The following is a 15,371-nucleotide window of genomic DNA, read 5'->3' as shown; positions in this document are numbered from 1 at the left end:
TGCGTGAAGTGAGTCACGAAGTGTGACGAAAAAAGGAACCAGGAGCGTTCTGTAGTTTCGCACTCGCGGAAAAACGGTGGAACTCGAAAGAGAAACGGACCGGGCAGGATGGAGAGCGGGTACGATGGAGAGCCGGCGGAGAGAGAGGAAGGAAGCGCAGTCCTCGGCGGAGACGCGGGGGCGTTTTCGATACCTCCGTTTCCTGGGGATTTTGCCTCCGGTTCTCCTGGTTCTCTGTCTTGTCGTCGCTGCACCCGACGGCGTCTTCGCTGTTCTTCGGGAAGAAACGGTGCGCATACCCCTTCGGGACGGAACGTCCCTTTCGGGAACGCTCTTCCTTCCCGGGGGAAACGGTCCCTGGCCCGTCGTCGCAAGCTGCGGTCCCGACATCCGGCGGAGTCGTCCGCACGAGTCCAGTCTCCCCGTTCCGGGGGCATCTCTCTCCGGAGACGTTCTTCCCGGTTTCCTCGCCTGCGGTGCCGACCCCGAATCGTGGACATCCTTCGGCTATGCGGTGCTCCTGGCGGATTCCCGCGGGACCGGGGACTCCCCCGGGCGCTGGGCTTTTCCCGGAACCCGCAGCGGCGAGGATGTGGCGGACCTTGTGGAATGGACGGCGGGGCAACCCTGGTGCGACGGCGCGGTGGGGCTTTGGGGCGTCGGGCTCGCCGCACAGGAGCAGTGGTGGGGTGCGGCGCTCGCGCCTCCCTCGCTGCGGGCGGTGATCGCCCTGGAGGGAGGCATCGACCTCTACCGGGACCTGCTTTTTCCGGGCGGCATTCCCGCGAAGGCGCTCTGGCGCGCACTCTCCCGCCTCTTCCAGGACGAGAGTGATCCGTTCTCTCCGGACGTGCTCCTTTTCCGGGAACTTGCCGCCTCCGAAAACCCACCCCACGCACCCCTTTACAGTCCTGCCTACGCGAATCATTCCCTGTCGCCCTCGGCGGTGACACTGCCGTTTCTCACGGGAGGGCGGGCCGTTCCGGGAATCCCCTCCCTTCGGGGAAGTCTGGAGATGTACCGGAATGCTCCCTCGCCTGAGAAACGCCTGCTCCTCACCTCCTCGGCGACGCTGGAACCCTTCTTTGTCGGTGCCTTTCTGGAGGAACAGCGGCGGTTCTTCAATGTGCATCTGAAGCGGCTGCCTCTTCGGGAGAATCGCGCCGATCCCGTCCTGCTGCGGTGCGGAGAATCCTCTCCGGAGGTGCGCCGCGAAAACCTGTGGCCCGGCGAGCGGACGCTCTGGACGCGATTCTACCTGAACGCCGCCGCGGGAACCCTTGAAACCTACGCCACCTCGCCCGCGGAAACGCCCTTCTCCGGCGGGCCGGAAACAAGAGTCCTCTTCGAGAGCGCTCCCTTCGAGGAAGACACGTTGTTCTCGGGACCCGTCACGGCGTTCCTCTCCCTGTCGTCAAGCAGGACGGAGCTGGATGTGTTTGTCGCGGTGGAGGTCGTGGGCGGGACCGCATGTTCCTCCGCGGCAATGTCCGGAGCAAACCCACCCGAGGGGCGCCCTCTCTCCGGAGGCTGGCTCCGGGGGAGCCTCCGCCGCCTCGATCCGAGAAAGAGCGAGCGGTATTTCCCCCTTCACGGCTTTTCCCGGACGGAGCCCCTGACGCCGGGGCACCCCGTGGGGATGACCGTCGCCCTTTCGCCGCTGGAAGCGCTGGTGCGCAAAGGCGAGCGCCTTAGGGTGATTCTCTCCGCACGGCCCGACGCGTCCCTCGCGTTCCTCGACCTGGAGAACTCCCCGGAAAACGGTGACGGAACGATCCACACGGGAGGAACCCCCGCACGCTCCTACCTCGTGTTGCCTCTGGTGGTCCCTCCGGAGAAGTTCGTCCCTCCGCTTCGGGAGACATGACGCATCCCCCGCCTTCCGGAGGAAGGCGAAGACGGGAACAATTCCCTCGATTCCGACGAAATCCGTGCCCGAAGCCCAACGCGGCGAGATGGTGCGTCCCATGTGCAGGTTCCGGAGAAGACCGGCGCGGAAGCGGCCTTCCTCTTGTATTGTGCCGAAAAAACATGAGCCGTCCTTTCGAAAGGCGTACCGCCCGGCGTTCTGCTTTCACGGCGCGGAGAGCGGGTGCTTTGTGAAAGAGGCTGTGCACAGGGCGTATGGAGGGATGTGCGCTTTCGGGATGAGGCGGCAGGATGTGCTGTGTTCTTTCAATCCAAGGTTCGCGACTGAGGGGGGGTGGGGGAGAAAGGCGCGTTCCGTGTTTCCTTCCTGTCAGACGCCGTGACGGGAGCGTAGGAACTTCGCTTCGGGCACGGCGGATTGGATTTTTCGAGTAAAGGGAAAGGAGCGATGTCTCATGCGAGTCATGCGAGGACTTCGTAAACAGCTCACGGGAAGCCTGTTCGCCGCGTTGCTCGTGCTTGTGGCGGCGACGGCCTTCGGATGCACCGACGTCGTGGCGGGCAAGGACGCCACCGTGGACGGTTCGGTCATCACCTCCCACACCGCCGACGGTGCTTTCTACGACGCTCAGGTTCGGACCATCCCCGGCGCGACCTTCCCCAAGGGCGCCATGGCGGATGTCTACTGGAACATCACCGCCGAGGAAGAGGGCGGTCCCGTCAAGATCGGCGAGATTCCCCAGGTGGAGACCACCTACACCTACTTCCACGTGGGCTATCCCTTCATGAACGAACACGGCGTGGCCATCGGCGAAACCACCATCGGCCAGAAGGAAGAGCTGAAGACCTTCCGGCCTGCCGCCAAGGCGATCATGACCGTGGAGCAGCTCGAAGTCTTCGCCCTCCAGCGGGCGAAGACAGCCCGGGAAGCCATCAAGGTCATGGGCGAACTCGCCGAGACCTACGGCTTCCTGCCTTCCTGCGGTTCCGAGGGGGAGTGTCTCACCGTCACCGACGCGAGCGAGGCGTGGATCTTCGAGCTGCGCAGCGTGGGCATGATGTGGACTCCCGAGAGCAAGACTCCCGGTGCGATCTGGGTTGCCCAGAGAGTCCCCGACGACATGGTCGTGGTCGTGCCCAACATGAGCCGTATCCGGGAGGTGAACCCCGAGGACGCGGACAACTTCATGGCCTCCGGGAACTACCAGCAGTTCGCCATCGACCAGGGGTGGTACGACCCCGCGAGCGGCAAACCCTTCATCTGGCAGGAGGCCTATTCGCCGCTGACGGGGAACGACGACTGGTCGCTCTCCTCCATGTGGATCCGAAACCGCCTCTATACGCTCCACAAAATCCTCGCCCCCTCCCGGGAGTGGGACCCCTACGCGGAGACCATGTCCTACCCCTTCGCCATCAAGCCCGAGAAGAAGATCTCCGTGCAGGACGTGATGGAAATGCTCCGCTCCCACATGGCGGACACACCCTTCGACATGTATGAGGATCCCGCCTGGTTCATCAGGGACGGCGACAAGTCCGTGAAGAGCCCCCTGGCGACTCCCTTCGTCACGAAGGACATGCGCAAGCTCCTGAGGATCCCCTACAACCGGCCCGTGTCCAAATGGGACTGCGCCTACAGCTTCGTCTCCCAGGCCAGGGCGAACGTGCCCGATCCCCTGCGGACCATCCTCTGGTTCGGCTATGACAATCCCCACACCACCTGCTACGTTCCCATCTACAACGGCGTGACCGACACGCCCGAGACGTGGCGCACCTTCGACAGAAATGCCTTCGACCTCAAGTCCACCCAGTGGGCCTTCATCCTGGGGGATGAACTCGTGAACCGCCGCTACCAGGAAGCCATGGCGGACCTCACGGCGGTCCGGGCGCCTCTGGAGAAGAGCTTTTTCGACCGGATCCCCGAGATCGACAAGAAAGCGGCGGAGCTGGCCGCGGCGGATCCCGCGAAGGCAAAGGCGTTTCTCACGGACTTCACCAAGGAGTGCATGGAGAAGACCGAACAGACCTGGTGGAAGCTGAACTGGCAGCTCATCTCGACGTACAACAACAACAAGGGAAAATAGAAATCCTGACAGAAGACCTCCGACCGAAGGCACCCGCAGGGCGCCTTCCGACGGAGGTCGCAACAGTGAAGGAGGCGTTTTTCGTGAGACGAAAGAATGGAAGGATTTTTGCGGGTCTGGCGCTTGCGGCGGTGTTCCTCTTTGCTGCCGTAGCGGTTCAGGCGGCGCCCATCGAGCCCCCCATCGCCGTCACCACCTGCGGACAGAGCCCCGGAGCGGTGATGGTGAAGATGTCCTGCGCCCAGGCGAAGCTCATGCCCACGGACAGCGACAATAAACTCACCGCCGACGGGCTTCGGGGCAAGGGGTACAAGACACTCATCATCACCACGGGAACGAGCATGAAGGGGATGGGTGCGGCGGGTACGGACGTGAACAAGGAAATCGCCCGTATCGAGGAACTGGTCAAGGCCGCCCGCGAGGAGGGCATGCTGGTCGTCGGCGCTCACGTGGAGGGCATGGCCCGCAGGACCGATGCCTCCGACGAGGCCTCCATCAAGGCTGTCATGCCCCTGTCGGATATGATCCTCATCATCGAGGACAGCGACAAGGACGGATTCTTCACCGCCTACTCCAAAGAGCTGAACAAACCCCTCGTGGTCGTCAAGGATGCCCTGGGCATCGGGGCGGCCCTGGCGGAGCTGAAATAAGCGCCCCCCGGGGAGGCCTCTCCGCGGGATGCCTCCCCGGAAGAGGGGAAGGTGCTGTGCGGGCGGAAACGTCCGAGATGCCCGGAAAGGAAGTCGGTCATGTTCGCTCATGCGTCCCTGGTGCTCGCCGTCATTGTGGGGGCCTTTCTCGTGGCCAAACTCTGCCGGATAAGCACGGAACTCTCCATGTTTCTCGCCGCCGTGGCGGGCGGCCTCGCCTCCGGCGCCGGTCTGTCCCTCATCCGCCACCTCGTGGAGGGCACGTTCACCTATTTCGACGTGTGCCTCATCTTTCTCACCGCCACGTTCTTCATGACCCTCGTGAAGGAGTCCGGAGGCGTGGCCTTCATCGTCCGCAGAATCGTCGCCACGTTCGCGACGAGGAAGGTCATGTGCCTGCTTCTCCTCACCCTGGTCATGCTCATTCCCGGGGCGCTCACCGGCTCGGGCGCGGCGAGCGTGCTCACCGTGGGTGCCCTCGTGGGGGCGGTGCTCGCCGCCATGGGCGTGGAGGAGACCCGGCGGGTGGCCATCGTCTTTCTCTGCGCCGCCATGAGCGCCGCCGCACCGCCCATCAATCTCTGGGCCATGATGGCCGCCGCGGGGGCGAACATGCCCTACACGGGGTTCGGCCTTCCCCTGGGCATTCTCTCCGTCACGGGAGCGCTCTTCGCCATGTTCTTCCTCGCCGGAGGAAGCAAGCCCGTGGAGGTGGAGAAGGTGCTCCGGGTGCTTCCCGAGGCTCCCCAGGGTATGGGGTGGGGACGGGTGCTCGCGCCCTTTTTCCTGCTGGCGCTCCTTGTGGTCGCGGGACGTCTCGCTCCCTTTTCCATGCCCGTTCTCGGCCTTCCCCTCATCTTCCTGCTCTGCGCGGGAATGACGATCCTCCTCTCGCCCAGGAAACTCCCGCTGTGGAAGATCCTTGGCGACACCGTGGAAGCGCTGCTTCCCCTGGTGGGCATCATGGTGGTGGTGGGGGCGCTCATCCAGGTGATGGCCCTCTCGGGCGCACGGGGACTCATTTCCCTGTCGGTGGTGACCCTTCCTCTGTCGGTGCTCTATGCCACCCTGTTCCTCATTCTCCCCGTCTCGGAGGGCATGCTCCAGTACGCTGTGGCACCCCTTTTGGGAGTGCCCCTCATCATGCTCTTCAACATGAAGGGGCTCGATCCGGTCGTCGCCCTGTCGGCCATGGCGGTTCTGTGGCCCCTGGGGGACTGCCTGCCTCCCACGGCGGTGGTGGGGCGGGCGGCGGTGCTGGAACTCGGGTACAAGGGGAACTACTGGAGTGGATTCGTGAAAACCTGTCTGGTGCCGCTGGCCTTCATCGCCGCGCTGGCCACGCTCTTTCTCGTCTACAGCGCGCGCATCGGCGCCGTGTTGGGAGGATAAGTCATGATCACGCTCAATGGATTGGTCACCGCCGCCTACTATGCCATGACGGCACTTTTCGGCGTCGTGCTGTGCCGTAATTTCTTCCGGACCCGGAACGCCCAGGACGCGGTGCTCTACTGCATCATCCTCGTTCCCTTCGTGCTGCGCCTGCTGCGCGTGAAATAGGAGGCCCGCCGTGGAACGGAGAACATTGCTCGTGAAGGCTCTGAGCCTTCTGATAACGGTGGTCTTCATGGTCGTGGCGGGGCGGGAGTTCCGCGCCCACCGCACCTTTCGGGAGCCCGTCGTGGCCGGAGAAGGAGTCACGACGGTGCGTCCCCTCGGCGACTACCATCCCGGCGTTAAAGGGACGGTGAACGATTGCAACATCTATTTCCTGGACAGCGGCAAACCTGGCGCCACGGTGCTCCTCTTCGGCGGCACCCATCCGGAGGAGCCCGCGGCGAACCTCACGGCGGAACTCTTCGTGGAGAACGCCCGGGTGGAGCAGGGGCGGCTTCTCGTGGTGATCCGGGGCAACCGGAGCGCCAGTACCTACACCCGGAACGGCGAGGCCTATCCGACGTTCTACAGGATTCCGACCCCCTGGGGAGAGAAGACCTACCGCATGGGAGACCGCTGTTCCAGCCCTCTCGATTCCTGGCCCGACCCCGAGGTCTACCTGCACTACCCGACGAAGCAGATGCTCGCCTACATGGACATCCGCAACTTAAACAGGGCTTGGCCCGGTCGCCCCGACGGGCTCCTCACGGAACGGACCACCTTCGCCTTCATGGAGCTCATCCGCAGCGAGAAGGTGGACGTGTTCATCGACCTCCACGAGGCGGAGCTGGAATATCCCGTGGAGAACACCATCGTCGCCCACGAAAAGGCCCAGGGCGTGGCCGCCATGACCTCCATGGTGCTCACCGCTCAGGAATTTCCCGTGCCCATCGGCATGGAGTTCTCCCCCGTCGCCCTTCGGGGGCTCTCCCACCGCGAAGTGGGGGACAACTCCGACGCCATGTCCATGATCTTCGAGGTGGCGGAACCCTTTCTGGACCGCATCCGGGGCATCACCGACGAGGCGTTGCTCCTGGAGGGAAAGGACGAGTTCGTGAAAAAGGCGGGGGAGCACGGCCTGCTCTACGCTCCCATGGACGACAGCGGCTGGCCCATCGCGGTACGGGTGGGGCGCCATGCCTCGACGGTGCTCCAGACCCTGGAGACCTTCAACACCATGGAGACGCCGGAGCGGCAGATCGTCGTCTCCGGGGTGCCCCGGTACGCGGAACTCGTCGACAAGGGGCTGGGCGCCTTTTTCCGTGATCCCTCGGGCGTTTCCGAGGATCGCGTCTTCTACGAGTGACGTTTTCGGCAAGGCCGGCGGAGGACATCTCCTGTATCGGGGGTGATGGAGAAAAAGAGGGGAGAGGACGGCGCGGGGATGGTCTGAGAGTCTTCGGAAGAACGCGGGACTTCCCGGAGAGGAGAACGGCTTTTCGGGGAGCGTTCCGAAGGAAGCCGGTTCGGACGTGCCGGACCGGAATCACGAAGGAGAAAGGGAGGAATGCTTTCATGCGCAACGGGACATGGCTTCGCAGAACCCTGCTGACGGTACTGCTGGTGTTCGTCGCTTCGAGCGCGTTTGCATGCACGGTCATGATGGTGGGCAAGAACGCCACCGTGGATGGATCGGTCATGACCACCCACACCTGTGACGGGTGGTACGATCACCGCATCCAGGTCATCCCCGGAGGAACCCACAAACCCGGCGAAATGGTCCCCATCCACAAGAACATCTGCTACATGACCCGCCCCAACAAGGAACTCGTCCAGGTGGGGGAGATTCCCCAGGTGGAGAAGACCTACACCTATTTCCACACGGGCTATCCCTTCATGAACGAGAAATCGCTCATCATGGGCGAGTATACCTGGAGCGGCCGTGACGAGAATCTGAACGAGGACAAGGCGTGGATGATGATCGAGCAGCTCCAGGTCCTGGCGTTGCAGCGCACCGCCACGGCCCGGGATGCCATCAGGGTCATGGGCGAGCTCGCCGAGAAGTACGGTTACGCCGACGGCGGCGAAGCGCTCTCCATCGCGGACACCAAGGGCGAGATCTGGCTCTTCGAGATCTGCGGCCCCGGTCCTCTCTGGACTCCCGAGAGCGGCAAGCCCGGAGCCGTCTGGGTTGCCCAGCGCATTCCCGACGACGGCTTCGCCATGGGCTCCAATCGGGCGCGCATCGGAGAGATCGACTGGAACGACAAAGAGAACTTCATGTATTCCTCGAACATCAAGAGCTTCGCCGAGGAGATGGGATGGTGGAAAGAGGGCGAACCCTTCGTCTTCCACAAGATCTACAATCCCCAGCCCTATGGATCGCCCTACTACCAGCAGCGCCGGGAGTGGCGGGTGTACACCCTCATCGATCCTGAACTGAAGCTCGATCCCAACGCGGCGGAACAGTATCCCCTGGTCATCAAGCCTCCCAAGAAGCTCTCCGTGCAGGACCTCATGGCAGTCAACCGGGACTATCTGGAGGGAACCCGTTTCGATCACACCAAAGGACTCGCCGCAGGCCCCTTCGGCAATCCCAACCGCTACCAGACCCCCAAAGACGTGCGCCCCGAGAACCGCAAGAACAACGACTGGGATCGGGCCATCTCCATCTTCCGCTGCTCCTACAGCTTCGTCGGACAGGTCCGTCCCGACATGCCCGATCCGCTCGCGGGCGTGCTCTGGTTCGGCGAGGACGCACCGCATTCCACCCTCTACATGCCCATCTACGCGGGCACCACGGAAGTTCCCAAACCCTACACGGTGGGCAAGCGCCACGTCTTCGACAGGGAGTCCGCGTGGTGGGCCTGGAACTTCGTCTCCAACTGGGCGGACCTCAAGTTCAGCTACATGATCGAGGACATCCGCGAGGCCCAGCGGCTCCACGAGAACAAGTACTTCCTGGAACTTCCCCAGGTGGACAAAAAGGCCGTGGAACTCTACGGCAAGGATCCCAAGCAGGCCGTGGCCTACGTGACCCGTTACGTCAACGAGACCCTCACGAAGGGGCTGGAGGACTGGTGGGAACTGGGCTGGACCCTCGTGGGCAAGTACTACGACGGGATGATCATGCAGCCCGACGGCACCTACAAGAACGTGGGCTATCCCACGGAGTGGCTTGAGGCGGTGGGCTTCGGCGACACCGACGCAGAGCCCAAGAAATAGCGACGTACAGAAGAGCGGTGACGTGATGGTGAGCGTCACCGCAAGACAGGCGGGGGCAACGGTCGTCCTCCGAGAGGAGTCCCGGCCCTTCCCCCGGGGCCGCCGTGCCGTTTTCGTGCATGCACGAAAATGGCACGGCTTTTTTGTGGCCTATTGCCGCGTTTGCAGTGCCGCGTGTCTTTACGCAAAACGTCAATGCGGCCGAGTTGTTTTCGACTCCGGGCGGCGTGCCGGACGCTCCTGACACGGGGAGAACGCTGGGCTATACTTGTGCAGGCACACGACGGAGGAAAAAACGTCACTTTCAGAGGAGGGAAAAAGACATGGAGAAGATCGAACATCCGTTGACCACAGCACTTTCCCGGGCGTGGTGGGTGCTGATGCTCCGGGGTGCCGCCGCCATCGCCTTCGGGCTCCTCACCTGGTTCCAGCCGAAAATCTCGCTGGCCACACTGGTGCTGCTCTTCGGTATCTACGCCGTGGCCGACGGCGGACTCGCCATCTGGACGGCCCTTTCGGGGCGCAGAGAGCATGATCACTGGTGGCTTCTCCTTCTTCGGGGCGTCGTCGGTGTTGCCGCGGGCAGCCTCGCTTTCGTCGCGCCGGGCATCACCGCGCTGGCCCTGCTCTTCTACATCGCCGTCTGGGCGCTTGCGACGGGCGTCCTCGAAATCGCCCTGGCGATCCGTCTGCGCAAGGAAATTCAGGGAGAGTGGCTGCTCATTCTCGCCGGGCTCGCTGCGGTGCTCTTCGGGTACTTCCTGCTGGCACGCCCGGGAGAGGGCGCACTGGCCCTGCTCCGGATGATCGCCGTGTTTGCCGTCTTCTTCGGCGGCATTTTCGTGCTTCTGGGCTTCAAGATGCGGAGGTTCGTCAAGCGTATGACTCCCCGGTAAATCTTCCCTCCCGACCTGGAGGGCGATCCGTTCAGGAGGTGGCGCATGCGGAGCGGAAGAACCGATCCCCTTTCGCCGGGGAAGGATGCGCCTGCCGGACAGGGGAATCGGCCTGTCCGCAGGGCGGTCTTTCTGAAGGATGTGTTTCTCTGTGCGCTCGGCGCCTATGGTGGCCCGGAGGCGCACATGAGCGTCTTTCTGGACCAGATGGTGGTCAGGCGGGCCTATCTCGACGAGGCCGATCTGATCGAACTGATTGCCCTCTGCAGCATTCTTCCCGGCCCGACCAGCACCCAGACCCTTGTCGCCATCGGCCACAAGGTGGGGGGGCCGCGGCTGGCTGCGCTGACCATGCTCGTCTGGGCGCTTCCGGCGCTCGCGGTGATGACGATCCTCTCGTTCCTCTACCAGTTTCTCGCCGCGTGGAACATCTCCTTCGGGGTGCTGCGCTATCTCGGTCCCATGGCGGTCGGGTTTATCCTCGTCGCCGCATACCGCATCGGGCGAAAGGTGGTCACCGATGCACTGACGATGCTGCTGTTCCTCTTCGGTGCGGTCACCACCTACTTCATTCGCGCTCCCTGGATCTTTCCCGCGGTGCTGCTTTTGGGGGGTGCCGCGAGCGTTCTCCTCGCCCGCGAACCAGACATGTGGAATCGGGTCCGTCTTTCGCCTCCGTGGATCTATCTGGTGCTCTTCGCCCTGTTCGCGCTGGGCGGACTCTTCGTGGAGCATCTCTCCGACAGCCGCCCGGTCCTCCTCTTCGAGAGCTTCTACCGCTACGGCTACCTGGTCTTCGGCGGAGGGCAAGTGGTGGTGCCCGTCATGCACAGCGATCTTGTCCAGCACTGGAAGTTCATGACCGACCAGGAGTTTCTCACCGGCTACGGCTTGGTGCAGGGGCTTCCCGGGCCGATGTTCAGCTTTGCAGCCTATGCAGGGGGAATGGTGGCGCGAGGAGGTTCGGCGCTGCGACAGGTGTTCGGGGCGGTCGCGGGGGGCGTGGGAATCTTCCTGCCGGGCCTTCTGCTCATCTACTTTGTCTATCCCGTGTGGGAGGGACTCAAACAGATTCGGGCAGTGCGCATCTCCCTCCGGGGCATCAACGCCGTCGCCGGAGGCCTGATTGCCGTATCCGCGGTGATCCTCATGCGGGCGAGCGGTTTTCAGCCCGACGGCCTGGCCGCAACGGCCCTTGCCGTGGGGCTTCTGGCATGGGGAAAGATCCCCGCTCCGCTGATCGTGCTCTTCGCTCTGTGTGCGGGGATCGTTTTCTGAGTGGCGCACGGTGCGACGGAGGAGTAGAGTTGTCGAAGGGCTTTGTCACGGCGATGCCGTCCTGTCTCTTCCGCATCGATTTCCGGTGAAAGCCCGGCTGAAGTGGAGAAAGGAGAGTGAAGCCGTGAAGAAAAAAGCACTGTTCGTCACGGACCCGCAGGTGGATTTCTGCAGTCCTTCGGGGTCTCTTTACGTTCCGGGGGCCCACGAGGACTGCGCACGCATCGCCGAGCACATTGACCGACGCGGGGAGGAGTACGCGAGAATTTTCGTGACCCTCGACGTGCACACCCGGGGCTCCATCTTCTTTCCCGAGTTCTGGGAGGGCGTGGACGATGCCGCGAGGCGCCCCGAGCCCTTCACCGGCATCGATCTCGATGTGTACCTGAAGGGCGGATGTGCATGGGTTCCGAGAAATCCCGTCGTCAGGGCGCACGTGGCGTCCTACTTCCGGGATCTCGCCGCGAAGGGAGAGCGGGAGTTCACCATCTGGCCCATTCACTGCATTGCAGGTACGGAGGGGGCGAACATCCATCCCGCCGTCGCCCTGGCCTTGGAGCGGCATACCGTGAAGACCGGAAGGCCCCTCGATCTCGTCTTCAAGGGCTATCGTCCTTATGTCGAGCAGTACTCCGCCTACATGCCCGAGGTCGAAACCGTTCTCATCGACGAGGACATCCGGGAGATCGTTCTCTGCGGCGAGGCGCTCTCTCACTGCGTCCTCCACACCGCGGCAGACATGCGGGAAGCCCTCGCAAAGCGAGGACATCCCGTCGTCATCGACATTTTGGACAGGTGTTCCTCGATCATTTCCGGCTTCGAGGAGGCGACGCGAAAGGCCCTTGCGAGCCTCCGCATCGGCACCGCACCGCTCTGACGCCCGAGGCGAAAAAGCGCGTGCAAACCCCCGAAAAACCGGCGGGGGAGTTCCGGTCTTTTCCGGTTCGGGGTCCAAAGAACCGGAAAACGTGTCGTGTTCCACAAGGAGGAAGAAAAAATGGAGAGACCCGGAACGGTTCGTGTGGCGGTGGTGCAGGCATCTCCCGTTCTCTTCGACAGGGAACGGACGATGGAGAAGGCCCTCGGACTCATTGCCGAGGCCGCGGAAAAGGGCGCGAAGCTCGTGCTCTTCCCCGAAGCTTACATCCCCTGTTATCCCCGGGGGCTGAGTTTCGGCTTCGCCATCGGTTCCCGCACGGAGGAGGGCAGAAAGGATTTCCAGCGCTTCCACGACAATTGCGTCGCCGTTCCCGGACCGGACGTGGACCGCCTCGCCCGGGCGGCCGGTGAAAAGGGAGTCTACCTCGCCATGGGCGTCAACGAAAAGAACGGAAACGAGCTGGACGGAACACTTCATTGCTGCGTGCTCTTCTTCGGTCCCGACGGCAGCTTCCTCGGCAGACACAGGAAACTCAAGCCCACCGGTTCGGAACGGTACATCTGGGGAGAGGACGACGGCAGCACCCTGACCGTGGTGGACACGGCCTACGGCAAAATGGGCGCCCTGATCTGCTGGGAGAACTACATGCCCCTCGCCAGGGCCGCCCTGTACCAGAAGGGGGTCAAGCTCTACCTCGCCCCGACCGCGGACCAGCGTGACGAATATCAGTGCACGCTCCGGCACATTGCCATCGAGGGACGCTGTTTCGTCCTCGCCTGCAACCAGTATGTGGAGAAGCACATGTATCCCACGGACCTCCATGGATACGGCGAGCTGGAATCCCAACCGGAAGTGATGTGCCGCGGCGGAAGCTGCATCATCGATCCCTTCGGGCGCTATCTGGCGGGACCGAGCTTCGGCGGCGAGGAAATCCTCCTTGCCGACCTCGACCTGGATGCGATCACCCGCGGAAAGGCCGACCTGGATGTCGTCGGCCACTACGCCAGGCCGGACATCTTCGAGCTTCTCGTGCATGAACGAAAACGGTCATAATCCGCCGATTCCGTTTCCGCGCTCTCTGTGGTGCAGCAGAAAGGGCACGTTTTGACACTCGTTTCAAGGGTGTCACGTTCGGGAGAAGGCGGAACGTTCGGTCTTCGGGAGGGTACGTCGGAGACCATGTAGCCGGGTCTCCGGAGGATCATCCGCTTTCTCTCCGTCTTTGGCGACGGGGCCGAAGGGTGTTTGAGCCGTTTTTGAACAAGTCCGCCGTCGGCTGCCCGTGAAACGAAAAAACGCACGGAGCCATGGTTTCCCCGAAGGGGGTGCAGCACAACGAGGGGGTGCGGCAGCTCCGAAAAGAGCCGCTGCATCCCCCTCGTTCGTTTCCGAAGAAACGGGGAATCAGTCGCCGATGACTCCTGCCATCTTCCGCAGTTCCCGGCGGAGAACCTTGCCCGTGGCGGAGAGGGGGAGGGACTCCACGAACTCCAGCTTGCGGGGGACTTTGTAGTGGGCGAGGCGCTCCTTGCAGTGCCGGATGAGTTCCTGCTGGGAGGGAGGATTGTCGGGATCGGGGACGACGAAGGCCGCCACGACCTCGCCGGTGAGGCGGTGCTTGGCGCCCACGGCGCCGGCCATGCGCACGCTCCGGTGTTCCTGGAGGACTGTTTCCACCTCCTGGGGGTAGACGTTGAAGCCTCCCACGATGATGAGATCGCTCGCCCGGTCGATGATGGAGATATAGCCGTCCTCGTCGATGCGCACGATGTCCCCGGTATTGAACCAGCCGTCCTGGAAGCGCTCCGCCGTCATGTCCGGCGCACGGAAGTATCCCTCCGCCACGGAGGGGCTTTTCACCCAGAGGACGCCCTCATCGGCGAGGGTGAGCAGCTTTCCTTCGACGCTTCGGATCTGCAGCTCGTAGCCGGGGAGGGCGGGGCCCACCGTGCCGAGCTTCCGGGTGGCGAGGCTTGGATTGCAGGAGACCACGGGGGAACATTCGGTGAGGCCGTATCCTTCGACGATGGCGAGCCCGAGATGCTCCCGGAGGCGCCTGTCCAGCTCGGGATCGAGCTTGCCGCCGCCGGTGAGGACGTTCTTCAGGCTCGGCGGAACGGGTTCTCCCTTGGCGATGGCGCCGAGAAGGAAAGAAAGCATGGTGGGCACCGCCACGAGAAGGGTGGTTCCGGTCGCCTCCATGGCCTCAAGGGTGGCCTTGATGGGCATGAAGGAGGGGAGGAGCACCTGGGGGATGTCGAAGAGCAGGGACAGCACGCCGCACACGGAATAGCCCAGGGTGTGGAAATTGGGGAGCACGTTCATCAGGATGTTCCCCGGGGCGAAGCACTCCACGTTCTCCGCGGTGTGCCGTGTGTTGTCAAGGAGATTGCCGTGGCTGATGGGAACGGCCTTGGGGTTGCCCGTGGTCCCCGATGTGGCGAAAATCACTGCCACGGAGGGCTCGGTCGGAGTCGGAGGCGTTCTCTTGGGAACGGCCTCGCCCTCGCGTTTCCGCAGCGGAGGAAGAGGCCCCTCCGGGGATGCGACGGCCACGGGAAAGCCCGCGTTCGCCACGGTGTCGTGGAGGTCTTCCAGGTCTTCCGTGAACACCACGCCCTCGGGATCGACGAGGTTCAGAATCCGCAGGGACGCCTCGTGTCCCGCCCGGGCGTTCAGGGGGACCACCGTGCCGCGCAGCCGCCAGGCCGCCACGGAAAGGACGAGCACGAGCGGCGATGTGGGCAGAAAAAAGGCGATGCGGCTTCCTTCCCGGAATCCCGATGCCCGAAGGCTTTCTGTGCAGCGCGCCACCTCTTCCTCGAAACGGCGTCGTGTCCACCATGTTCCCTTCCACCAAAGACAGTTTTCCTCGGGGTTTGCCGCCATGCGTTCTCCGATCCGCTCTTCAAGCCGCGCACCGAGATCATCGGGATCAGTGGCGACTCGTTCACGCTTCCTCATCACGCACCTCCAAAATCGTCAAGGATGGCGTTCATTGTACAACCTTGCGCGCGGCCTGTCGCAGGGCAAAATGAAACAGGGCTCCGGACGTTTCCGACCTTTGGGGTGGCCGGGCTCCGGAGCCCTGTTTGGGAGGGTGGTACGCGCGGCT

Annotated in this window: 12 protein-coding genes; 11 read left to right on the top strand and 1 reads right to left on the bottom strand. The window is 63.3% G+C overall.

Features of this window, described 5'->3' with window-relative positions; genetic code table 11:
* Positions 1-124: 124 nt before the first annotated feature.
* The 11 genes from Q1K49_RS11885 to Q1K49_RS11835 all read left to right on the top strand — a co-directional run bounded on the left by Q1K49_RS11885 (position 125) and on the right by Q1K49_RS11835 (position 13,309).
* Positions 125-1,867 (top strand): CocE/NonD family hydrolase, encoded by a 1,743-nt coding sequence (locus Q1K49_RS11885; protein WP_300526239.1) that lies wholly within the window; start codon positions 125-127, stop codon positions 1,865-1,867.
* 457 nt (positions 1,868-2,324) lie between these two features.
* Positions 2,325-3,950, top strand: a complete 1,626-nt coding sequence (locus Q1K49_RS11880; protein WP_300526237.1) for a C69 family dipeptidase — start codon at positions 2,325-2,327, stop codon at positions 3,948-3,950.
* 131 nt (positions 3,951-4,081) lie between these two features.
* Positions 4,082-4,600 (top strand): DUF6305 family protein, encoded by a 519-nt coding sequence (locus tag Q1K49_RS11875; protein ID WP_300526278.1) that lies wholly within the window; start codon positions 4,082-4,084, stop codon positions 4,598-4,600.
* 99 nt (positions 4,601-4,699) lie between these two features.
* Positions 4,700-5,992, top strand: a complete 1,293-nt coding sequence (locus Q1K49_RS11870; RefSeq protein ID WP_300526235.1) for a C4-dicarboxylate ABC transporter — start codon at positions 4,700-4,702, stop codon at positions 5,990-5,992.
* Positions 5,993-5,995: 3 nt separating this feature from the next.
* Positions 5,996-6,160: a hypothetical protein gene (locus Q1K49_RS11865; RefSeq protein ID WP_300526234.1), complete on the top strand. Its 165-nt coding sequence runs from the start codon at positions 5,996-5,998 to the stop codon at positions 6,158-6,160.
* A 67-nt stretch (positions 6,161-6,227) separates the two neighbouring features.
* Positions 6,228-7,343, top strand: a complete 1,116-nt coding sequence (locus Q1K49_RS11860) for a succinylglutamate desuccinylase (RefSeq protein ID WP_300526277.1) — start codon at positions 6,228-6,230, stop codon at positions 7,341-7,343.
* A gap of 209 nt (positions 7,344-7,552) precedes the next feature.
* Positions 7,553-9,202, top strand: a complete 1,650-nt coding sequence (locus Q1K49_RS11855) for a C69 family dipeptidase (RefSeq protein ID WP_300526233.1) — start codon at positions 7,553-7,555, stop codon at positions 9,200-9,202.
* A gap of 323 nt (positions 9,203-9,525) precedes the next feature.
* Complete coding sequence (locus Q1K49_RS11850; RefSeq protein ID WP_300526232.1) at positions 9,526-10,098, top strand: HdeD family acid-resistance protein; 573 nt, start codon at positions 9,526-9,528, stop codon at positions 10,096-10,098.
* Between the two features lie 45 nt (positions 10,099-10,143).
* Positions 10,144-11,376 carry a chromate efflux transporter gene (gene chrA / locus Q1K49_RS11845; protein WP_300526231.1) on the top strand — a complete coding sequence of 411 codons (1,233 nt, stop codon included), beginning with the start codon at positions 10,144-10,146 and terminating at the stop codon, positions 11,374-11,376.
* A gap of 124 nt (positions 11,377-11,500) precedes the next feature.
* Positions 11,501-12,253 (top strand): isochorismatase family protein, encoded by a 753-nt coding sequence (locus tag Q1K49_RS11840; RefSeq protein WP_300526229.1) that lies wholly within the window; start codon positions 11,501-11,503, stop codon positions 12,251-12,253.
* A 120-nt stretch (positions 12,254-12,373) separates the two neighbouring features.
* Positions 12,374-13,309, top strand: coding sequence for a carbon-nitrogen hydrolase family protein (locus Q1K49_RS11835; RefSeq protein WP_300526228.1), 936 nt, complete (start codon positions 12,374-12,376; stop codon positions 13,307-13,309).
* A 351-nt stretch (positions 13,310-13,660) separates the two neighbouring features.
* Here Q1K49_RS11835 and Q1K49_RS11830 read toward each other — a convergent pair whose 3' ends face one another.
* The gene (locus tag Q1K49_RS11830) at positions 13,661-15,220 is read right to left on the bottom strand and encodes an AMP-binding protein (RefSeq protein WP_300526226.1); all 1,560 of its coding nucleotides are present in this window, start codon (positions 15,218-15,220) and stop codon (positions 13,661-13,663) included.
* Positions 15,221-15,371 lie beyond the last annotated feature (151 nt).

Origin of the sequence: Aminiphilus sp. (assembly GCF_029975095.1) — a bacterium.
Taxonomy (GTDB): domain Bacteria; phylum Synergistota; class Synergistia; order Synergistales; family Aminiphilaceae; genus Aminiphilus.
The sequence above is the reverse complement of the archived record's forward strand: the minus strand, read 5'-3'. Positions and strand labels throughout refer to the sequence as shown.